The sequence below is a fragment of the Bacteroides caccae genome, from assembly GCF_002222615.2.
GTDB classification, from domain to species: domain Bacteria; phylum Bacteroidota; class Bacteroidia; order Bacteroidales; family Bacteroidaceae; genus Bacteroides; species Bacteroides caccae.
Map to the genome: position 1 here is coordinate 4,223,907 of NZ_CP022412.2, position 22,430 is coordinate 4,246,336.

A 22,430-nucleotide genomic window follows, 5' to 3' on the forward strand; every position below is an offset into this window, starting at 1 on the left:
ATGAAAAGAATTACAAAACTTATATATCTTGCTCTCGGAAGCTGCCTCATCGCAGGAATAAACGCTTCGTGTGAACTCGTCTCCGAGAACTATGGTGATATCAATACCAGTATCTTCCCCCAAACGGCAGAAGACGCTGACGCTATCACAACGTCTGCCGCATACGCCACCTTTAAAAATAGTGGCTATGGAGGTCTGTTCAATATAGCAACAGGCATACAAATCGTCAGCGACGAAGCAAGCGATTACGGAATGTGCAACTGGGGTTGGGACCACATCAACTATGCCAACTGGAACACCCTCAAGATATCCGGTTCCGGTAGCTGGCTGACTGTTGAGAGCTACGCCTATGTAAACGATATCAGTAAAATGACTCTGACTATCGACCGGTTGAACGATATTGAAATGGACGATGCCCTCAAACAGCAATACATCGCCGAACTTCGTATGGGCAGGGGGTGGCTGGCATACCTTCTCTATGATTTCTACGGTCCAATCCCCATTGCCGACCTGGAAACACTCAAGAATCCTATGGCTGAGAAAATTCTCCCCCGACTCAGCGAGGAAGAAATGCAGACATATATCGAGACTGAACTTACAGAAGCAAGCAAAGTACTGCCTGCCAACTACAAAAAGGGAGATAAGAACTATGGTCGTTTTACAGCCGGATTGGCACATACTGTTTTGCTAAAACTCTATATGCTGACCAAGCAATGGGACAAGGCGGAAGCAGAGGGACGCGAACTGATGAAACCTGAATATGGTTTCGAACTTGTGCCCGAATACAAAGATATATTCACGCTGGCAAATGAGAAGAACCCGGAAATTATCTGGGCTTGCCAATGTGCCAAAGGATATCAGGAACACAAATGGCAACCTCATGTATTACCCAACGACTATAATTTCACTTCTTATCTAGATAAAATGACCAAATGGAACGGATATAAAATCTCATGGGATTTTATGCAGACCTTTGATCCGGCAGACAGACGTTTGCTGACGATTGCATACGAATATACCAGTAAAGACGGAGTGGTACATAATGAAAAGAATGACAGACCGGATCCTTCCGCTCAATTATATTTAGGAGCAGTTCCATTGAAATATGAATTTGATCCGGATTGTACAGGAGAAGATTCACAAATAGACTGGATTATCTACCGGTATGCCGATGTGCTCACTTTGACAGCAGAGGCTATTGTACGCAACAAGAATGCCGTAACGCAGGAAGCTGTTAATTTGCTTAATGAAGTGCGTACCCGATCGCTTCCGGGCAAAGGATACAGCCTACAAGATTTGAACAGTGTGGACAAATTTCTGAAAGCTGTATTGGACGAAAGAGGTTGGGAGTTATATTTCGAAGGAAACCGCCGCCAAGACCTGATCCGCTATGGATTATTTGTGGAAGCTATCAAAAAGAAGGCTCAATCAATGGGTAAACAAACGCTTGTGGATGAAGACCGTTACCGCTTCCCTATTCCACAAGATATTATTGATGAAGGTAAGGGAATAATCAAACAGAACCCCGGTTATTAATCACTGAAAAGAAAAAAACATGAAAAAGTTAATTTATAGCATCATCGGGCTACTAATGTTCGCCGGTTGCGAAGATAATTATAAGACCAATATCACAATTCCAATGTCGGGCATATATCTGAGTTCTCCCGCCGAAGGAGCAACTATGGACTTAAACGATGAAAGTAAAGATTCATACGAATTTACTTGGGATAAGGCTTCGGAACAAGGTTCCGTACTGATATTCAGCACTACCAAGGACCTTGTGAAACAAGTTACCGTAGAAGCAGGGACAGGAAAAAATTGCAATATATCAACACTGGTTATCAACCAATTACTTTCCAAGTTAGATATTAAATCCGGAAATGAAAAACTCATTTACTGGACTGTAAAAGATAAAAATAACCAGACTGCCGCCGCATCAGAAGTTCGTACGCTACAAGCCAGACGAATGAAAAGTATCTTGCTTGCTCCTGAAGATATGTCGACAGCCACTTTGTTGGCAGACGCTACACAAACCAAAATAAAATTTGAATGGGATGCTTCAGGAATCGGTAATGATACAGAGTGTACGGTACTTCTTTCTTTAGATCCGGAAATGGACAACTTCGTAGAACTGCCGACCAAAGGAACAGGAAATATATCGATCACCCACGAAGAAATGGAACAGACAATCGAAAAACTGTCTATCAAGCGTTACCGGACCAATACTATTTATTGGAATGTACGTAACAATACAGATCAGGCACTTATTTCGCGTGTCGCCAACACATTATACACAAACGACATGATGCGTCTTGTTGACAAACGTGGAGATGAGACGATCACTTATCCCGTAGTCCGCGTGACATTCTCCGACGGAACTTCGCAAGTGTGGACAGCCCAAAATCTGAATACTACCAGATATCCGGATGGAACGGAAATCGAAGCCGAATATTACAGATATGCTCCCGAATCCCTTGGAGAAGACTGGATTAAAGCAATCGGTACCTATTACAGTTTCGTGATTCGCGACCGGATTATCCCGAAAGGCTGGAGAATACCGACCGAAGCGGAATGGAATTATTTATTCTCCGAAGCCGGAAAGAATGGCGGGTATAATGTTCTTAAAGATCCTGTCTATTATTATAAAAATCCTACCGGCCAGGAACATCTGAATGAATGGGGACTGAGCTTTACTTCAGCAGGTACATGGAACTTGGATAGGGACGCAATCGAACTGGCTCAGGAAAAATTCTACTTTATGGCCGCCGACTTGGGCGATCCCGCAACCTGGAACGATCCCTGGCGAGCTTTAATCCATGACAACAGCGAAACATTATGGGTATCCTGGGCTAAAGGAACCGTCATGCGCTATATCTATGCAGAATAACTAATAAAACATGAATCATTATGAAAAGATATTACTTTCAAATATTACTGGCGTGTTGTCTGACATTATTTGCCGGATGTTCCGATTCCGATTCGGAATCCGGTCAGAACGGCATACCCAAAGGTTCAAAAGCTATTGACCTGCAACAAGACAGAAGTGGTCTGCTACGTAATCCCTGCATGGGTTGGGGACTTTATGACGATGCTGTCGGCAATGTAGCCAACGCAGAAGAGTATTGGACTGCACAAGACGAAGCTGCACGCAACCATGCATCTTTCTTCTATATACGCTGGCGTTGGTCGGAAATGGAACCGGAGGAAGGAAAATATGCCTGGATCTATGACGATAACTATAAAAAGCTGATTCAAGGAGCGCTCGACCGGGGATTGAAGTTATGTTTCCGTATCTATGACAACGGACAGGACAATATCCGCCAAGGTACTCCCGAATATGTCCGTACCGCAGGTGCTCGAGGATATGAAGTCGAAGGACAAAATAAAGTCAAACTATGGACTCCTTATGCCGACGATCCTATCTTTCAGCAGAAATATGAAAAGTTTGTCGCAGCATTCGCCAAAGAGTATGATAACCCGGATATCGTAGATTTTATCGACGGGCACTCTTTAGGCTGGTGGGGCGAAGGCTCACATATCAAGTACCTGAATTCTGACAAGAAGAAAGAGACTTTCGACTGGTTTACAACGATGTATTCCAAGAACTTCAAGAATATCATTCTGGTATTACCTTATAATAGCGAAATTGGATTCAATACGGAAAAAGAAATCGCTATCGACCAAAAAGGGTATGGATTGCGCAGAGACGGTCTGGGAAGTATGTGGTTTACTGAAAATGACGAGAAAGTAGCGAACGAGATGTATGGAAAAGTTTTAATGGTGGGCGAATGTGCTTACTGGGGAGGATATACGGCTGCTTACGAACCTTTCAAAAATGACACAAAATATTCCTTCAAATCATGGAAGGATGTATATAATCAGAGTTTCGACCATGCCCAGACTTATCATTTCAATACACTCGACCTAAGGACGATTACCGAAACAAAGGGCTGGACGGGACTGGCACCGGAACTTGTCCGCAAATTTGTTCTGAACGGCGGATACAGGGTATATCCTACTTATGTAATCATGCCTTATGAAGCCTCAGCAGGCCAAACCGTATCTATCTCCCACTCATGGAGAAACACCGGATATGGTTACTTGCCGAATAACATGAAGAATTGGAACTATAAGTACAAACCGGCCTTTGCCTTGTTCGACGAGAGCGGCAAACTGGTAAAATCATGGATTGACGAGGATGCCGAACCTTCGCAATGGTTGTCTAACCAACGGAAAAACTATACTTACGAGGTTTCCCTCGACGGTATTTCCAGAGGCAATTACCAATGGGCGGTAGCTATTGTCGACAAGACCAAAGATAACCAACCAGGTATCAATATCGGTATCAAAGATAAGGAGAAGAAGGATGGGTGGACATTTATCAGTGAAATGACTATTAAATAAATGAACCGATAAAGCATGAAACATATACATTTATATCTATTTGCACTTATCTCCGTGATCCTTACAAGCTGCTCACACGCCTGTCAAAAGGTAGAGTTGCAGGAAGACACCGTATCATTGCTTCGCAACCCTTGTATGGGTTGGGGAGTATATGATGACGCTAATGATGAAGTACAAAACGCGAATATTTACTGGGCTGCCCAAGATGAGGCAGCCCGTCAATACGCTTCTTTCTTTTATGTACGTTGGAGGTGGTCGGACATGGAACCGGAAGAAGGCAAATACGCCTGGCTGTATGATGAAAATTACAAAAAACTGATACAGGGTGCCTTAGACCGTGGATTGAAACTCTGTTTCCGTATTTACAACAACGGACAGGATAACCTGCGTGCCGGAACTCCTGACTACGTACGCCGTGCCGGAGCAAAAGGATATACCGTAAAAGGATTGAAAGGTGATCTTTGGACACCTTATCCGGATGATCCGATTTTTCAGGAAAAACTGGAAAAGTTTGTCGAAGCCTTTGCCAAGGAATATGATAATCCGGATATTGTAGACTTTGTAGACGGATATAGTCTTGGTTGGTGGGGAGAATGTCACCATGTGATCCTGCAAGACCAAAACAAATTCGAGCAAGTGTTCGACTGGTTCACAACCCTCTATTCCACTCACTTCAAAAATGTGCTTCTTACGCTCCCCTTCGGCAGCCCAATCGGTTTCGACACCGAAAAACGAATTGCAATTGACGGAAAAGGATATGGCATGAGACGAGACGGATTGGGAAGCATGTGGTTCAGTGATGAAGAAAGGAGGATCGTCGCGGATATGTATGGAAAGACACTTCTTGTCGGAGAATCCTGTTACTGGGGATGTTCCACCGATGATTGCACTCCATTCACCTCGGATACACGTTATCGGATGAATACATGGAGAGATGTATACAAACAGACCTTCCAACACGCCATTGAAGGACATTTCAATACGTTGGATTTAAGAGAGCTCCCCGAAACAAAAGGGTGGACCGAACGGGCAAATGATCTGGTAGAAAAGTTTATTATCCAAGGAGGATACCGGATATATCCATGCAGCGTATCATTGCCAGTCCGTGCCAAAGCCAAATCGACAGTCCTCATTTCACACGAATGGAAAAATACAGGAAATGGTTATCTACCTAACAATATACCCAACTGGAATTATAAATATAAACCGGCTTTTGCATTGTTTGACCTACAAGGGAATCTAGTGCAAACATGGGTAGACGACAACGCAGAACCTTCGGACTGGTTGCATAACACAGTGCATTCTTATACTTATCCGGTTACTTTCACGGATATTCCGAAAGGTACTTATCAATGGGCTGTAGCTATCATCGACCAAACAAAAGACCAACAGCCGGGAATTAAACTGGCAATCAAAGACAAGCAAGAAAAAAAAGGCTGGTTTCTACTTAATGAGATCGTTATTCAATAAAAAACAATTATATGAAAAATTACAAATTTTCTAAAGAAATAAAGGGATTATTCTCACCGCAGTGAGAATAAATTCTTATCGCTATGAGAAAAAGTTCTCACCATAATGAGAATTTTTTCTCATCACGGTGAGAATACTTTGAGAATTATTTCATCTTATAAACCAATGTTCCTCCCTTGACAATATCTTCATGAGAGATAGTATTCTTCGTATAAGGTTCACCATTCAAAGTAATGCTATCCACATACTTATGCTCTTTCGACAGGTTCTCTGCGATAATAGTAAAAGTCTTGCCACCAGCCAGATGCAATACCATTTCAGGCAACTGGGGCGCCCCGAATACATACTCGCCACTCACCGGATTCACCGGATAAAATCCCATTGCACTCAACATATACCATGCAGACATCTGACCACAATCGTCATTTCCGCAAAGTCCGTCAGGTTTGTTTCGGTATTGAGTATCGAAAATCTCACGGATTAACTCTTGTGTACGCTCCGGACGACCGGCTAACGCATATAAATAAGTTACGTGATGACTCGGTTCGTTACCGTGAGCATATTGTCCGATCAATCCTGTTACATCAGCCAGACCTTCACCTTCCAAAGTAACGGTAAACAAAGAATCCAATTTATTCAGGAAAGGTTTTTCACCACCAAAGAGCCGGATTAATCCCGGGACGTCATGTTGCACGTGCCAGGTATATTGCCATGCATTTCCCTCCGTATAATCTCCCCCTATACTTTCCGAATGCCCCAAAGCACTCGGATTAAACGGAGCCTTCCATGTTCCATCTGCTTTGCGCGGACGCATAAACTGGGTTTCAGTATCAAAGAGGTTCTTATAATAATCGGCACGTTTTGCAAAATACGCCGCATCTTCTTCTTTTCCCATACGGCGTGCCATGTCGGCAGCAGCATAATCGTCATATACCGACTCTAATGTGGAAGACACCGATTCGGCTTTTATCAGGTCGGTCGGGAAATAGCCGTATTTCGTATATACTTCCCAGTTTGACTTCAACGGATGTGAAACAGTCTGCGTCTTCTTTATAATATTGAAAGCACGCTCCGCGTCAAAGCCACGGAATCCCTTACGATAGGCCTCGGCAATCACAGAAACCCCATGATTACCTATCATACAGTAGTTCTCCTTTCCCCATAATGCCCAGATAGGCAGGAATCCCTGCACTTCACCTTGTTCTATCAACGAATTAACAAAACCGTCGACACGTTCGGGAATTATCAATGTATAGAAAGGATGAGCGGCACGATAAGTATCCCACAAAGAGAACGTAGAATAAAAAGTCCCCGTTCCCGCTTTCACAACGGAGTCGGCAGCGTTACGATACATACCATCGACATCCGAAATCTCATTCGGTTGAATCAAAGCATGATAGAAACTGGTATAGAAGTTTGTCTTTTCATCATCGGTACCGTCTATTTCGATACGGCTCAGATAACTATTCCATTCATTATGCGCAGCGTCTCTCACTCCGTCAAAGTCCCAGGCAGGAATTTCCGCTTCCAAGTTCTTCTTGGCTCCGGCTACGCTCGTAGTGGAAAGGGCCACTTTCATCATCAACTCGTCTCCCGGCTGCATATCGAAAGTAGCAACAATGCGTTTCCCTTTCTCCGTCTCTCCCATCGGAAGGTAAAGTGAGTCTGCAACAGGACGATTAAATTTTATCACAAAGAAATAATCCTGATTCACCCATACGGCATTATTGACATGTCCGGTCAGCGTTTGGGCGTCTTCCCAATTCACCTCACAACTCTTCACGTGTGAATGATATTGTTCTTCCCTCCAGGCAGGACCATGCTGAAGATCTATCAGCAGAGAAGCGGAGTCTGCTTTGTTGTAGGTATATCGATGCAGGGCAGCATGGATAGAAGCCGTCAGTTCCGCTTTCACCTGCGGATCGGAAAGTTCCACAGTATAGTAACCCGGCGCAGCCGCTTCTTTATCTTTCGGGAAATGACTGCGATAAGCGTCCCAGGCACGGGTACGTGTACCGGTAACAGGCATTACCAGAATATCACCCAAGTCCATACATCCTGTTCCATTCAGATGCGTCTGCGTGAATCCCCAAATCAGAGAATCCTGATAGGTATACTCGGAACAATAGCGCCAGCCGACTGCACCCGTCACAGGGCTGCTCTGGATCATTCCGAAAGGATAACAAGCCCCCGGAAAGGTATGCCCATTATCGGCCGCACCGATGAATGTATTAACGTATCGGGTATAATCTTTTGTTTCCGCTTTTTCTGTCGGAGAACAGGAAGAATAGAAAAATAAACCTGCCAAAGCAGCAGCCATAAGAGGGATTCTTCTTTTCATAGTAAATATAATGTTAAATTAATGTCGCATAATGACAGCGACAAAGATAAAAAAAATCCCTCTCATGACATCCGTACGATTCGTTTATTTCCAAAGGCAATCTATCGTTCCACTGTGATAAAACAAAAAATCTTGCGACTTATTGGATAAATACAACTCAATTATTTATCTTTGTTAGCTTAATAATAAGCTGGCTCAAAAAAACAATAAGCATAATGAAAGATTTCTTGAAATTTACACTTGCAACAGTAACCGGTATTATCCTGTCAAGTATCGTATTATTTATTGTCAGCATGGTGACCTTGTTCGGTATCATGTCTGCTTCGGATACGGAGACAATAGTAAAAAAGAATTCGGTAATGATGCTCGATCTGAACGGAACGTTGGTCGAACGCACGCAAGAGAATCCATTGGACATTCTATCACAATTATTCAGTGATGATTCCAATATATACGGTCTGGACGATATCCTCTCTTCTATCAAAAAAGCAAAAGAGAATGAAAATATTAAAGGAATTTACTTGCAGGCCTCTTCATTGGGAACGTCATACGCTTCTTTACAGGAGATCCGTAATGCACTACTTGATTTCAAGGAAAGCGGAAAGTTTATCATTGCTTATGGAGACTCTTACACCCAGGGACTTTATTATCTTTCCAGCGTAGCCGACAAAGTGCTGCTCAATCCTAAAGGGATGATAGAGTGGCGTGGCATTGCCGCTGCTCCTGTCTTCTACAAAGATTTGCTGCAAAAAATTGGTGTAGAAATGCAAATCTTCAAGGTAGGAACATACAAATCGGCAGTGGAACCGTTTATTTCTACCGAGATGAGCCCCGCCAACCGGGAACAAGTGACTGCTTATATCAATTCTATTTGGAGACAAGTGACTGAAGGTGTATCCAATTCACGCTATATCCCGGTAGATTCATTGAATGCCTATGCCGACCGTATGCTAATGTTCTATCCGGCAGAGGAAAGTGTAAAATGCGGATTGGCTGATACGCTGATTTACCGAAATGATGTGCGTAACTATCTAAAAGAGCTGGTAGAAATAGGCAAGGACGATCAATTGCCTATGCTTGGCTTGAGCGATATGGTCAATGTGAGGAAAAATGTACCGAAGGATAAGAGTGGCAATATCGTAGCTGTTTATTATGCTTCCGGAGAAATTACCGATTATGCCGGTTCATCTGCTTCTGATGAAGGTATAGTAGGTTCCAAAGTGAGCCGCGACCTTCGCAAACTGAAAGACAATGATGATGTGAAGGCAGTCGTGCTTCGAGTTAACTCTCCGGGCGGAAGCGCTTTTGCTTCCGAACAAATCTGGCACGCCGTAAAGGAGCTGAAAACTAAAAAGCCGGTTATTGTCTCCATGAGCGATTATGCCGCTTCAGGTGGTTACTACATCTCATGTGCGGCTGATACGATTGTGGCGGAACCGACAACATTGACCGGTTCTATCGGTATTTTCGGTATGGTACCGAATGTAAAAGGGCTGACAGACAAAATCGGTTTGACTTACGATGTAGTAAAAACAAATAAATATTCGGATTTCGGAAATATCATGCGTCCTTTCAATGAAGGAGAAAAAGCATTGCTGCAAATGACGATAACCGAAGGATACAATACATTTATCGGCCGTTGCGCCGAAGGACGCCACATGACTAAAGAAGCTATCGAGAAGATCGCCGAAGGTCGTGTGTGGACCGGTGAAGCCGCCAAGGAACTGGGTCTGGTGGACGAGCTTGGAGGTATTGACAAAGCATTGGATATCGCCGTAGCCAAAGCGGATATTGAAAATTATACTGTTATCTCCTATCCGGCGAAACAGGATTTTTTCTCCTCTCTGTTTGAAACTAAACCGACAAATTACGTAGAAGCACAATTGCTGAAAAGCAAATTGGGCGAATACTACCGTCAGTTTGATCTGTTGAAGAATCTGCAAGAAAAATCCATGATTCAGGCACGCGTCCCATTTGAACTGAATATAAAATAACCTGTACTGCATGGACGAACACTTTATCAAGATACATAAGTGGCTATACCCTGTCTCATGGATATACGGAGCAGTGGTAGTGATGAGAAACAAGCTCTTTGACTGGGGAATCTTCCGGTCGAAGAGTTTCGATGTTCCCGTTATTTGTGTCGGCAACCTTGCCGTAGGAGGTACAGGCAAAACCCCGCACACTGAATATCTGATAAAGTTACTTCATGATAAATATCAGGTGGCCGTCCTCAGCCGGGGGTACAAACGACGTACTAAAGGCTATGTGCTCGCCACTCCCCAATGTACGGCAAAAACAATTGGAGATGAACCTTACCAGATGTATACAAAGTTCTCTTCCGTCACACTGGCTGTTGACGAAAAACGTTGCCACGGAATAGAAAAGCTACTCAAACTGAAAGAGCCTTCGACAGACGTTATCCTGCTCGACGATGCCTTCCAACACCGTCACGTAAAAGCGGGATTAAACATTCTGCTGACTGATTATCACCGTCTTTTCTGCGATGACACCTTACTTCCGGCCGGACGTTTACGCGAGCCCGTCAGCGGAAAGAACCGGGCGCAGATTGTCATTGTCACTAAATGTCCGCAGGATATCAAACCGATTGATTATAACATTATCACGAAACGGCTGAACCTTTATCCGTATCAGCGGCTATTCTTCTCGTCGTTCCGGTATGGTAACTTGCAACCCGTATTTTCGAACGAGGGCGGCATTGCGTTATCTTTACTGACTGATACTGATATCCTGTTAATCACAGGTATTGCCTCTCCTGCCCCTATACTCGAAAGACTGGGAGATTGTACGAAGCAAATAGACTTGCTTTCATTCGGCGATCACCATGACTTCACCCATAAGGATATGCAACAGATAAGGGAACGATTCAACAAGTTAAAAGGTAAACGGCGGTTGATTATCACTACCGAGAAAGACGCCACACGCCTGATCAATCATCCGGACTTGGATGCGGAATTAAAACCGTTCATCTATGCTCTGCCTATTGAAATAGAAATATTACAGAACCAACAAGATAAATTTAACCAACATATTATTGACTATGTTAGAGAAAATACAAGAAACCGCAGCTTACCTGAAAGGAAAGATGCACACCAGTCCTGAAACAGCCATTATCCTTGGCACAGGTCTTGGCAGTTTGGCAAACGAAATCACCGAGAAGTATGAAATAAAGTATTCGGATATTCCTAACTTCCCGATATCTACCGTCGAAGGTCATAGCGGCAAGCTGATTTTCGGTAAATTGGGCAATAAGGATATTATGGCAATGCAAGGCCGTTTTCACTATTATGAGGGTTATTCAATGAAAGAGGTTACTTTCCCCGTACGTGTGATGCGTGAACTGGGTATCAAAACCTTGTTTGTATCCAATGCCAGTGGCGGGACGAATGCAGATTTTGAAATCGGTGACCTGATGATTATCACTGACCATATCAACTACTTCCCCGAACATCCGCTACGCGGAAAGAATATCCCTTACGGTCCCCGTTTTCCGGATATGAGTGAAGCATATAGCAAAGAACTGATCCGCAAGGCGGACGAAATTGCCGAAGAAAAAGGCATCAAGGTTCAGCACGGAGTTTACATCGGTACACAAGGCCCTACTTTCGAAACTCCGGCTGAATATAAATTATTCCATATTCTAGGTGCCGATGCCGTAGGTATGTCTACCGTTCCCGAAGTGATTGTTGCCAATCATTGCGGAATTAAGGTATTCGGTATTTCTGTTATCACAGATTTAGGAGTAGAGGGAAAGATCGTGGAAGTAACGCACGAAGAAGTCCAGAAAGCAGCCGATGCCGCCCAACCGAAAATGACAACTATCATGCGTGAACTTATCAACCGTGCCTAAACATTAAAATCGATTTATGAGAACTGAAATAGCTACTCTTGGTGAGTTCGGTCTGATTGACCGCCTCACCGAGGGAATTAAATTAGAAAACGAATCCAGTAAATACGGAGTAGGTGACGACGCTGCTGTCCTCTCTTACCCTTCAGAGAAGCAAGTATTGGTGACTACCGACTTACTAATGGAGGGTGTACATTTCGACCTGACTTATGTCCCCTTGAAACATCTGGGATACAAAGCTGCCGTAGTCAACTTTTCCGACATTTATGCCATGAACGGTACTCCCCGGCAGATCACGGTTTCTATCGCCCTTTCCAAACGGTTCAGCGTAGAGGACATGGATGATCTTTATGCCGGTATCCGTCTGGCCTGCCAACAATATAATGTTGATATCGTAGGAGGTGATACGACTTCTTCCCTTACAGGACTTGCTATCAGCATTACTTGTATCGGCGACGCAGACAAAGATAAAGTGGTCTACCGCAATGGAGCCAAAGAAACCGACCTGATTTGTGTCAGCGGGGATCTAGGTGCCGCCTATATGGGGCTACAACTTCTTGAACGTGAAAAGGTTGTACTGAAAGGCGAAAAAGATGTCCAACCGGATTTCTCCGGCAAGGAGTATCTACTGGAACGCCAACTTAAGCCGGAAGCCCGTAAAGATATCATTGAGAAACTTGCTGCCGCCAATATCATCCCGACTTCAATGATGGACATCTCCGATGGCTTATCATCCGAATTAATGCATATCTGCAAACAGAGTAATACCGGCTGTCGCGTATACGAGGAGCACATCCCCATTGATTACCAGACTGCTGTCATGGCCGAAGAGTTTAACATGAACCTAACAACTTGTGCCATGAACGGAGGCGAAGACTACGAGCTTCTTTTCACCGTACCTATCGCCGACCACGAAAAAGTTTCGCAAATGGAGGGTATCCGCCTCATCGGACATATCACCAAACCAGAACTTGGCTGTGCCTTGATAACCCGTGACGGACAAGAGTTCGAACTGAAAGCCCAAGGTTGGAATCCGCTAAAGGAGGATAAATAGAATATTCCGGTTAACAGCAAAAATATTTTCAATTCATATAACACTGATAATAAGCAGACTAACTTTTTATCAGTGTTTTTTATTACCGGAAGCCTTGCAGATTCCAAAAGTTTCACTACCTTTGCAACCGCAATCAAGCAAGGTGCCATAGCTCAGTTGGTAGAGCAAAGGACTGAAAATCCTTGTGTCCCCGGTTCGATTCCTGGTGGCACCACTATCGATTCGGTAATTTCTCGGAACCCATTGAAATTCAGTCATTTCAATGGGTTTTCTTTTATACTCCAATACGCAAATTCTAGCCGATTCGAGTATCTGGAAATGTCCCATTCGGTGGCTTTTTCAGAGTCCCTTTAAAAAACCACCGATTGCACTATATTTCACTCATTTACAATAATTTGCGCCAATCATTTTTAGGAGCAAAAACATACTTTTGCATACCTGCTTGAATGTAATGGAAACAGCGAAAAAAGAAAAGCAAAAAAGATTCTTCCTTTACTGACAAATATAAGATGAAGGAAAACAAAGAGAATCTTAAAACTAAAAAAAACGGTGGTTTTTCAGACCATGTCTACCAAAAAGCCACCGATTTTAACTTTTTTACCGACTTCCAACTCATCTTTCAAGTTGACAGAATAACTAATTGTATTTACCAACTTAAAGAAAAAAGGTTATGAAACAAGGAACAATGAAGATTCTGTTTTTCGTTCTCAAAACGAAATTATTAAAAAATGGTGAAGCACCTATTCTAATGAGGATCACAATTAACGGTCAATACGAAGAAACACGAATCCAAAGAAGCGTTCCTCTCAAACTGTGGAACGCAGCCAAAGGATGTAGTAAAGGAAAAGACCGGGCTTCCAATGAACTCAACAGTTATTTATCTGAATTAGCCACGCGAGCATTGGAAAAGTATAAGGAACTTATACTGGAGCAGGCAATATCCACTCCCTCCTTAATATTAAAACGTGTATTCGGTAAGGATACGGAAATGCGTACCCTGCTTGGAGCAATACGACAAGAAATCAAGGAGATGGAGAAAGTTGTGAATATTGACTATGCACCAGTGACCATCAACCGTTACAAAAATGTACTGAAAAAACTCGAAAATTCCATTCCTACATTTTATGACAAAGAAGATATTACTTTCCATGAACTCACTCCGGAATTCATAAAAGCCTTTGACCTTCATTTAAAAACAGAAGTCGGTTTATGCCGCAACACTATTGTACGATATATGAAATGTTTCAAGAAAATCACAAATATGGCACTGGCAAAAGGTTAGATGAAGAAAGATGCGTTTTATGGATACAAAATGGAACAGGATGAAACAGCTCCTGTATTCCTCACATATGACGAATTACAGACCGTTATGAATAAGGAATTCACTATACCCCGACTGGCACTGGTACGGGATATTTTCATTTTCGCCTGTTTCACCGGTCTGGCATTTGTCGATGTGTCCACGCTCAAAAAAGAAGATATGGTGCAAGATAATAATGGAGACTGGTGGATCAGAAAAGGAAGAATCAAACTGATGCATCGGCGTAAAGCATCTTCAATCTGTAACATACCTCTACTTCCCGTTCCGCTTGCCATACTAAAAAAGTATGAAAATAATCCTGTCTGTATCAAAAAAGGATATTGTCTCCCAGTTCCCTGCAATCAGAAAATGAACAGCTATCTCAAAGAAATAGCAGATTTCTGCGGGATTAAAAAAAATATCACCACTCATGTCGCCCGGCATACATTCGGGACTACCATTACGCTCGCTAACAATGTACCCCTACAAGATGTATCGGTTATGCTTGGGCATGCTTCCACACGAATGACGCAACATTACGCACGAGTAATGAATGCAAGCCTAAAGAAATCCATGATTCATGTTAAGGAGCAATTGACACAATAAATTAACGTGAGTTCGACAAATTCAAAATAAGGCAAGCTGTATATCAATTGTTCTCGTAACATTGATACACGGCTTCTTTGGAAAACAGCAGTATGCTGCGATTGCACCCAAGAGGTTGACAATGAAATTATCAAAGGTTCTATGTCTTGAATGTTCCACTTGTGATATATTCCTGAGTTCGTCATTAACGGTTTCTATAATGGTTCGTTTCCTAAGAAGGAGTTTGTCTGAAAGTGACATCAACGTTCCTTTCATATTGCTTTTTAACTTGGTTATAAGCTGTATGCCATTGACAAACAATCTTTGAAAGAGGTTCTTGCATACCCGTAAAGGAGTACTGTCAACGAAACTGATGCCTGTACATTTGCCTAAAAGTATCTTTTTGATAAACAAAGCCAACGGGATGGCCACCTCTTTTCCAATTCCACAAAGCGGTTATAAGAGACAGCCTTTGAAAAAAGGTGGCGCATATACATGCAGACCTTTTCTTGATAGAAATGAGGCTGTCTCAAAATAGAAAAATGAGGCAGCCTTACTTATAATCTGTAAGTTGAAGTATAAGAATCCCCTTATTTTAGCCTTATTTCCTTATAAGAAAGGGCAAAATAAGGAGATTTTTTCTAAAGAGATTTCAATCTATAAGTTTTTCGTTCTTGAAATTCTATTTTGAGACAGCCTCTTTCTATTTACACAATCAGATGGATAGTCCCATCCCGATATTAGGACATCATCTTCATATGCCATCGTATTTTTTTAAGACATTTATTGAATATCCCTATATTGATATAATAATCAACAACTTATAAAGTCATTTCTGTGATAATCTACGATAATTCGCGTTAATCTTGTGTTTTATTATTCATTATAAACCCATACACATTACCGGCAAAATCTGTTACATACAAAGCGTTTCCCGCAATAGATACTGTAGAAAATATGGGTACACCGGTTTGGTATTTCCACAGCAGTTTGCCATTTATACGGTTCAATGCATACAGTATTCCGTCAGAAGCCCCAAAGAAAATAGTATCTCCAACCAACACTGGACTAGTCTCTACAGTTGAAGATGATGGTTTAGAATAAGGAGATGTATAAATCAAAGCGGGGTTTGTTTTAAAATTCCATTTCTCTTCTAAGGTCTGCTTATCTAAAGCTATGACTCCATTAGTAGCTGTTCCAAATATTATCTCGGATCCAGTGACTAAAGGAGTTGAATTCACATTGACCGAACAATTCAATTTTTTACGTACTATAATCTCACCGTTCTTTGAATTCAAGATAAAAAAGGAACGGGAAGAAAGAAGATAGAGATTCTCTCCTTCCCAAGCAACAGAGGCCGAACGATATTTTAATTCTGCATCTTTATTCTCCCACAACAACTCACCATTAACAGCATTATTGGCATACAACCCCTTCCAGTTTGCATGCCCAATCAGAATACTATGTCCAAGAGAAAGTGTTGCCACGCATCCTTCCCCCCTGCTCCAAGCTCCATTCTTCCAAATAAGTTCCCCCGTAGCTGCTTTCAAGGCACATAATGATTTTCCTGTACCGGCATATACTATATCCGAAACAGCAACCAAACCGTCATTCAAAGGAGGAAGTACACCGATATTTAAATCTTTTTCCCAAACCAATGTCCCAGTTTCTGCTTGAATCGCATATAGGTAACCATGTACATCTTGGGCAAAGACCAGTCCATCAGCAATCGCAATACTACTGCGTACAGAGCCACGAAGTGAATACCGCCAACAGACTGTTCCATTTTGCGCATCCATACACACTACAGCCGCTTTCCCCGATTCATTATCATCGACCGATGCCGTAAATAGACGTTTCCGATATACCAAAGGAGCAGACATAAAAATAGAAGCGCCTACATTTTTAATCCATGACAACCGCAAAGGCAATTGTTTCCTTTCAGGCTTTTCATAAAAAAACGAACGCCTGCATCGCCTTACCTCTCCATTATTGAAAAATGCCTCCACTATTACAGTAAGCTGCCGATGTTCCCATTGAGAAAGCAAAGGAATTTCCGCATACCAATTGAAATCACTCTGACGTTTCAAAAGATTGGAGGAAAGAACTTTTTTACCTTCCGATTCACACCAATAACGCATGGTTCGTATTGGGGAAACCGTAGAGTAGGCATTGACGGACAAAGGAATCTTTCCGGAAGGAAGTGTTGGCAGCTGTCCATTCTCCAACGAAACAATATGTAATGAAGGAGACAGATAACTGTATCGGAACTCGGACGCCACGTTTCCCTCTGTATCAACAGTCAGTACACGAAAAGCAGAAGGTGCATGGTCAATACCACCACAAGCAGGCGTAGAGGTACAGATAGTATACACCCCTGTCACTTTATGCTTATGCACATGATTTACGTGCCAGTGACCGTACAACCAAGCTTTCAATCCCATAGCCGGTAAATCTATATACTCCGTATCACTCATACCATATTTAAAAGCTACCGTATCTTCCGGCAGGCTATGATTGAAAACAATGATCGACTTCTCCTTGCCTACATAAGCAAGATCATTTTTCATCCAGCGATATACATCTTCCTTAGTATACTCCGGTAAATAATCTCCATGAAGCATAGGTGTCATTATGTAATGTGTATTCCCCACATCAAATGAATAGAATACCGGTCCGTAGAGTTTCTCGAAAAGTTCTTCCCCATAAGCACCTTTCACCAAGTCATGATTGCCTATTCCATAAAAGATTTGCGTGTCTTCCATCAAAGCGGTATTCAGCAAGCCTATATGACTGTTCAGTCCCGATTCATAACAAATATCCCCTGTATGCACGATAAAAGCTATTTTCTCATTGGCCGAATAGTCACGGAGATTATCCACCCACGCTTGATTCCCTTCTTTTCCACGTATTTCTGTATCAGAGATATGTATAAACCGGTGACTACCGTCAGCTTGAATTCCTCCATAACAAGGATATACCGGAAAATCGTATTCCGTACGACCGTTCTCTATCCGGTAATAGTAGGCATTATCAGTCTTATATCCGGAAGGAGTAGTAATAAACAGAAAATGCATACGGGAATGTCCGGGCAATTGATATGCGCCATTTGAATCTGTCTGTACCACATTTAACCCATCGGAAACAGAGACCCGATGCAATCGTTTTTCACCTTCATCGAGGAGACCATTTCTGTTCTCATCAACGAAAACCTTTCCTGTATATTGAGCCATAGCTTGTAAAGTCATACTACCCAGCAAACCAATAGCCATACAGTATTTCATGTATCTACTCACCTTTAGCCATTTGAATACTGACATCAGTCTGCCCCTCTACTTCTATTGTTTTATCGGCAAATCCTTTTTTCGAGAAAATAAGTCTGCCATTATCTTTCACCTTGATAGTATATGTGCCCCGATAGTCAGTCAACGCACTTTCACCGGATTCTTCGGACTGGACTTTCACTCTGGCAAGCGGAGTTGCCTGTATATCACGGACAGTTCCTTTTACTTGAATCACTTTTCCATCTGTCCGTGATTTGAAAGAAGTACCGGACACCGTCTGTCCTCCCTTTCCGGAAGAACCGATATACACCGGAAGGTTGAAATAAATCCGGTCGGAAGAAGTACCTACCTGTAATTCAAATTTGCCCGATTCGAGATAACGATTGCCCAAATCATCTGTCAGATAAAATTCATGAACAGGAATCATTATAGTCGTTTCCCGTGTCTGTCCGGGAAGTAAATCTACTTTTCTGAAACCTTTCAACTGCTTCACCGGTGTCATCACCGAGCTGACCACATCTCGCATATATACCTGTATCACCTCTTTCCCGGTTCTTTTCCCCGTATTTTTCAATTGAACAGTCACACAAACGGTATCATTAGCCTGATAGAGTTCCTTATCTGTAACAGCTTTCAGATATTCAAATTGAGTATAGCTCAATCCATATCCAAATGCCCATAGCGGGGAACTATTTGAGAAAACATAATCTCTTCCCGGCTTTTCATAAGTTCCCGGCTCTTTATAATATCCTTTATCCGTAGGCAAATAGTTATAATAGACAGGGAGATGCCCCGTACTTTGCGGAAATGAAAAAGTCAGTTTTCCGGAAGGGTTCACATTGCCAAACAAAATATCCGCAATAGAGTTTCCTTCCTGTTCGCCAGCATACCATTGCGCCAATATCGCCGGAATATTCTCTTTCACCCAAGGTATGGCAAAAGGCTTTCCTGCCACCAATATAACAACCACCGGCTTTCCCACAGCAAAAACCTCACGTATTAATTGTTCTTGTGCACCGGTCAAAGAGATATCACTCAAATCGATTCCTTCTCCGCTAGTAGACGGCTCTTGAGTATGACGTACGAACGCTGTACTCGAACTCCCCACAAATATCAAAGCAACATCACTATGACGGGCAGCATCCACAGCCTCCGCTATCCCCGAAGTATCCAAAGAAGCCAAAGAACATCCTTTAGCATAGTTGATTTTCACCCTATCACCCAACAAGTTTTTGATTCCTTGAAGCGGTGTCACTCCATCTTCTTTCTTTTTACTCCAGGTATAATCTCCAAATTGTACATTATCCGCATTAGGACCAATCACCGCTACTGACTTCAAATTTCGAACATTCAGCGGCAACAACTGTCCATCGTTCTTCAGCAATACGGTCGATTCGTCTGCAATCCTACGTGAAAGTTTCACACTTTCTTTCGAACGGAGAGGAAGCCGATAGACTGCTTGTTCCTGATAGGGATCTTCAAATAACCCCAATTCAAATTTAGCACGAAGCACTCGTCTCACGGCCTGATCGATATAGCTGATATCAAACTCTCCATTCCGTATTTTATCAGCCAGCACTGCATAGCAAGAGCTGGAAGCCTCCACGTCCATTCCGGCGGTCAAAACCTGCCGGGCCGCTTCGAAATCATCCACCGCCGTCTTATGGAAAGTCTTCAGCATACTGACAACTCCCCAATCCGAATAAACATATCCCCGGAAACCAAATCTATTGCGCAAAATATCCGTCAGCATAAAACGAGAAGCAGAATTAGGAATTCTATTCCAAGAATTATAACTGGACATGACAGCCATAATTTCAGTTTCAGCAAGCACAGCCTCAAATGGTTTCAAATAAATATCAAATAAATCACGTACACCACACTCCACCGAAGCCAGATTCAATCCACCCAAAGGATTACCATGCGGACCGTAATGCTTCAACATCGGAGAAATTCCATGTTCCATATATCCTTTTACCTCAGCAACCGCCATCTTTGAACAAAGAAAAGGATCTTCACCAAAAGACTCTTCTACACGTCCCCAACGTAAATCACGTACAACATCAATACAAGGTGCCAACACTTGCTTCACTCCCATCGTATTCAGTTCGCCTGCAATATGTTTAGTCTTTTCGTAAGCCAGTTCTGGATTGAAAGTACTCCCCATCGCGATATTCTGAGGGTAGATAGTTGTTCCCTCATGCACCACTCCATGCAAAGATTCGGCAACCGGAAATCCGGGAATACCCAGACGTGTTTTTTCTACCATATAGGTTTGTATCTCACGGAAAGTCTTACGACAGCTTGCAGCCGTCAATGGAAAACCTTCAAAGAACCCATATCCTATTCCACCGCACATCTTATCCAACTTCTCTTGATTCAGGATCTGTCCATCGAACACATCCCACGAATGCAAATGACGAATCTGAGCTATCTTTTCTTCCAGTGTCATCCGGCCCAGCAAGTCATTCACTCTTAGTTCTGTAGGAAGAAGTGGATTCTTATAAGAAAATGATTGCTGTGCGTTAACTGTAAGTATACAGCCCGACATCGCCACTAGTACGAGGCCTATATATTTCTTCATATTCTCTTATTTTGGTTAATCTATTTATCTAAGTTTAAACTTTACACTACTACGAATATCGGCTGAGGAGGCTCCTATTAAAGCTCGAAATTCTCCCGGTTCCACCACCCATTCGTGTTTCTCATCGTCATAATATTCAGTGCATAATGTTTCACACATACAGCTACTCCGTTTTTCTGTACACCTTTTATGTAAGGTACTACCATACGGGATGCCCCAAATGGGTCTTCTCCCATATATTCGAAATTCCGGCCGTTCAGCGGGCTACGATAGATATTAACTCCCGGCCCCAATAGGACATTCTTATTGCGGTAGCGTGCTTCTTCTCCAATATTGCTTCCATATATATAAGATAATTCGGGATTCCACGTAGCCGCCAAACAGGTTAATGCCGGAAAGGCAATACAAGAATCATTCGTCCACTTAGCTATATTCCATTGATCCCAAAGCAGTTCTTCACGTACATCGTGTGGACCATCAGACATCCAGTTTTCAGGAATCCCTAAACGAAGAACACCGGGAGAACTGAACTTAGATTGGGCATGGGTCATTACCGCTTTTTCTTCCAAAATCATGCGTGCCAAAGCATTCTTCCACACGCTTCTCTATAGGTTGATTATTATCCAAATAAATGGGAACCTCTTGCTGCTGTGCAAAACTACATATCGTCCAAAGACCCACTGCTCCTAATATCCATACTTTCATTATATATTACTCAAACTTGGGTTTATGCTCCTTGGGGTAGCTGAAGGTATTATTCATTACCCAGCGACCCTTATAGATTTTAGCGCCGTAGATGTTAAATAGTTTCTTACCTTTCTCGTTTATCAGACCATCAGACCACCACTCGGTAGTAGGATACAACATCAGTACCCCGTCGGCACTGTTACACACACTCTTCACAGCGTAAAGCGGGTAAATCAATTCAGCTTTGTTATTCTTTATATCATATTGCCACACATTCTCAATACTCTCTCAAATACAAGAATATTCAACAAAAGACTATTCTAAAGGAGTAATATTTGACATAGTTTTATTACATCACCCAAAGTTGTCTTAAAAACTTGCTTCATACTAAACAAAGAAAATTCTTTCAAGCAAGGATATCTATAAATATCATATTCCATTTAAATTCCCTTTGTTAAATTTCCAGTTTTTTTCAATCAATCTCTTGCAACGTTGGTGCCACAGCTTCATTCGCTTTAACAGCTTTATGGTTATAATCAGTATGTTTACTTACCCTTCTACACCTATGATTTGAATATAAACAGCATAGAAACTTTCCTTTATCAGTTCGAATAACTAATTGGCGTAATTTTGATATTCATTCGTTACCTCTTCTGGAACATTATACTGTATATATCTTCAATTCTTGTCAGGTACCCAAAAATGTCCTTTCAATACCATATCAATAACTACATATTCACCAAACATAGCAGCACACACAATGATTACCACCAACTATCGAATTTACCAAACGACTAGAGTCGTATTTCTTAATCCACGCAGCTATCTCCACAGTCTTGAGATAAAACAAATA

Annotated in this window: 12 protein-coding genes, 1 tRNA gene and 4 pseudogenes; 10 read left to right on the forward strand and 7 right to left on the reverse strand. The window is 42.3% G+C overall.

Features of this window, described 5'->3' with window-relative positions:
• The 4 genes from CGC64_RS17280 to CGC64_RS17295 are packed head-to-tail and all read left to right on the forward strand — an operon-like array spanning position 1 to position 5,874.
• Positions 1-1,536, forward strand: a complete 1,536-nt coding sequence (locus CGC64_RS17280) for a RagB/SusD family nutrient uptake outer membrane protein (protein ID WP_005679573.1) — start codon at positions 1-3, stop codon at positions 1,534-1,536.
• A gap of 19 nt (positions 1,537-1,555) precedes the next feature.
• Complete coding sequence (locus CGC64_RS17285) at positions 1,556-2,887, forward strand: SusE domain-containing protein (RefSeq protein WP_005679572.1); 1,332 nt, start codon at positions 1,556-1,558, stop codon at positions 2,885-2,887.
• 20 nt (positions 2,888-2,907) lie between these two features.
• Complete coding sequence (locus CGC64_RS17290; protein ID WP_005679571.1) at positions 2,908-4,404, forward strand: hypothetical protein; 1,497 nt, start codon at positions 2,908-2,910, stop codon at positions 4,402-4,404.
• 15 nt (positions 4,405-4,419) lie between these two features.
• Entirely contained in the window at positions 4,420-5,874 is a 1,455-nt protein-coding gene (locus tag CGC64_RS17295) for a hypothetical protein (RefSeq protein WP_032855574.1), read from the forward strand.
• Positions 5,875-6,019: 145 nt separating this feature from the next.
• Here the strand turns inward: CGC64_RS17295 and CGC64_RS17300 are convergent, their stop codons facing one another.
• Positions 6,020-8,215 carry a GH92 family glycosyl hydrolase gene (locus tag CGC64_RS17300; protein ID WP_005679569.1) on the reverse strand — a complete coding sequence of 732 codons (2,196 nt, stop codon included), beginning with the start codon at positions 8,213-8,215 and terminating at the stop codon, positions 6,020-6,022.
• Between the two features lie 215 nt (positions 8,216-8,430).
• On the opposite strand from CGC64_RS17300, the gene sppA reads away from it, so the two are divergent.
• The 6 genes and pseudogenes from sppA (at position 8,431) to CGC64_RS17335 (ending at position 15,043) form a co-directional block, all read left to right on the forward strand.
• Positions 8,431-10,209, forward strand: coding sequence for a signal peptide peptidase SppA (gene sppA / locus CGC64_RS17305; protein WP_005679567.1), 1,779 nt, complete (start codon positions 8,431-8,433; stop codon positions 10,207-10,209).
• Positions 10,210-10,219: 10 nt separating this feature from the next.
• Complete coding sequence (gene lpxK, locus CGC64_RS17310) at positions 10,220-11,338, forward strand: tetraacyldisaccharide 4'-kinase (RefSeq protein WP_005679565.1); 1,119 nt, start codon at positions 10,220-10,222, stop codon at positions 11,336-11,338.
• On the forward strand, positions 11,277-12,086 hold the full coding sequence (locus CGC64_RS17315) for a purine-nucleoside phosphorylase (protein WP_005682822.1): 810 nt from the start codon (positions 11,277-11,279) through the stop codon (positions 12,084-12,086). The genes lpxK and CGC64_RS17315 overlap by 62 nt, the downstream gene beginning before the upstream one ends.
• 16 nt (positions 12,087-12,102) lie before the next feature.
• Positions 12,103-13,137, forward strand: a complete 1,035-nt coding sequence (gene thiL, locus CGC64_RS17320; RefSeq protein ID WP_005679563.1) for a thiamine-phosphate kinase — start codon at positions 12,103-12,105, stop codon at positions 13,135-13,137.
• A 141-nt stretch (positions 13,138-13,278) separates the two neighbouring features.
• Positions 13,279-13,351: transfer RNA gene (locus CGC64_RS17325), tRNA-Phe, on the forward strand.
• 456 nt (positions 13,352-13,807) lie between these two features.
• Positions 13,808-15,043 (forward strand): annotated as a pseudogene (locus tag CGC64_RS17335) (site-specific integrase).
• A 21-nt stretch (positions 15,044-15,064) separates the two neighbouring features.
• Here CGC64_RS17335 and CGC64_RS19200 read toward each other — a convergent pair.
• The 6 genes and pseudogenes from CGC64_RS19200 to CGC64_RS17360 all read right to left on the reverse strand — a co-directional run.
• Positions 15,065-15,367 (reverse strand): annotated as a pseudogene (locus CGC64_RS19200) (transposase); the annotation flags it as partial.
• Positions 15,368-15,882: 515 nt separating this feature from the next.
• A complete protein-coding gene (locus CGC64_RS17345; RefSeq protein WP_032855575.1) occupies positions 15,883-18,306 on the reverse strand; it encodes an outer membrane protein assembly factor BamB family protein in 2,424 nt (807 codons plus the stop codon).
• A 4-nt stretch (positions 18,307-18,310) separates the two neighbouring features.
• Positions 18,311-20,890, reverse strand: a complete 2,580-nt coding sequence (locus CGC64_RS17350; protein ID WP_004323718.1) for a glycoside hydrolase family 3 C-terminal domain-containing protein — start codon at positions 20,888-20,890, stop codon at positions 18,311-18,313.
• Between the two features lie 24 nt (positions 20,891-20,914).
• Positions 20,915-21,049, reverse strand: a complete 135-nt coding sequence (locus tag CGC64_RS19370; protein WP_349894419.1) for a fibronectin type III-like domain-contianing protein — start codon at positions 21,047-21,049, stop codon at positions 20,915-20,917.
• Positions 21,025-21,595 (reverse strand): annotated as a pseudogene (locus CGC64_RS17355) (glycoside hydrolase family 3 N-terminal domain-containing protein); the annotation flags it as partial. The pseudogene CGC64_RS17355 and the gene CGC64_RS19370, both read right to left, overlap by 25 nt.
• Positions 21,596-21,601: 6 nt before the next feature.
• Positions 21,602-21,856, reverse strand: a pseudogene (locus CGC64_RS17360) (DUF6528 family protein); the annotation flags it as partial.
• Positions 21,857-22,430: the final 574 nt, after the last annotated feature.

Excerpts from the sequence above, each read along its gene's own strand:
- lpxK (WP_005679565.1), top strand. The coding sequence starts at position 10,220 with ATGGACGAACACTTTATCAAGATACATAAGTGGCTATACCCTGTCTCA.
- CGC64_RS17315 (WP_005682822.1), top strand. The coding sequence starts at position 11,277 with ATGTTAGAGAAAATACAAGAAACCGCAGCTTACCTGAAAGGAAAGATG.
- CGC64_RS17350 (WP_004323718.1), bottom strand. The coding sequence starts at position 20,890 with ATGAAGAAATATATAGGCCTCGTACTAGTGGCGATGTCGGGCTGTATA.
- sppA (WP_005679567.1), top strand. The coding sequence starts at position 8,431 with ATGAAAGATTTCTTGAAATTTACACTTGCAACAGTAACCGGTATTATC.
- CGC64_RS17295 (WP_032855574.1), top strand. The coding sequence starts at position 4,420 with ATGAAACATATACATTTATATCTATTTGCACTTATCTCCGTGATCCTT.
- thiL (WP_005679563.1), top strand. The coding sequence starts at position 12,103 with ATGAGAACTGAAATAGCTACTCTTGGTGAGTTCGGTCTGATTGACCGC.
- CGC64_RS17285 (WP_005679572.1), top strand. The coding sequence starts at position 1,556 with ATGAAAAAGTTAATTTATAGCATCATCGGGCTACTAATGTTCGCCGGT.
- CGC64_RS17280 (WP_005679573.1), top strand. The coding sequence starts at position 1 with ATGAAAAGAATTACAAAACTTATATATCTTGCTCTCGGAAGCTGCCTC.
- CGC64_RS17345 (WP_032855575.1), bottom strand. The coding sequence starts at position 18,306 with ATGAAATACTGTATGGCTATTGGTTTGCTGGGTAGTATGACTTTACAA.
- CGC64_RS19370 (WP_349894419.1), bottom strand. The coding sequence starts at position 21,049 with ATGTGTGAAACATTATGCACTGAATATTATGACGATGAGAAACACGAA.
- CGC64_RS17300 (WP_005679569.1), bottom strand. The coding sequence starts at position 8,215 with ATGAAAAGAAGAATCCCTCTTATGGCTGCTGCTTTGGCAGGTTTATTT.
- CGC64_RS17290 (WP_005679571.1), top strand. The coding sequence starts at position 2,908 with ATGAAAAGATATTACTTTCAAATATTACTGGCGTGTTGTCTGACATTA.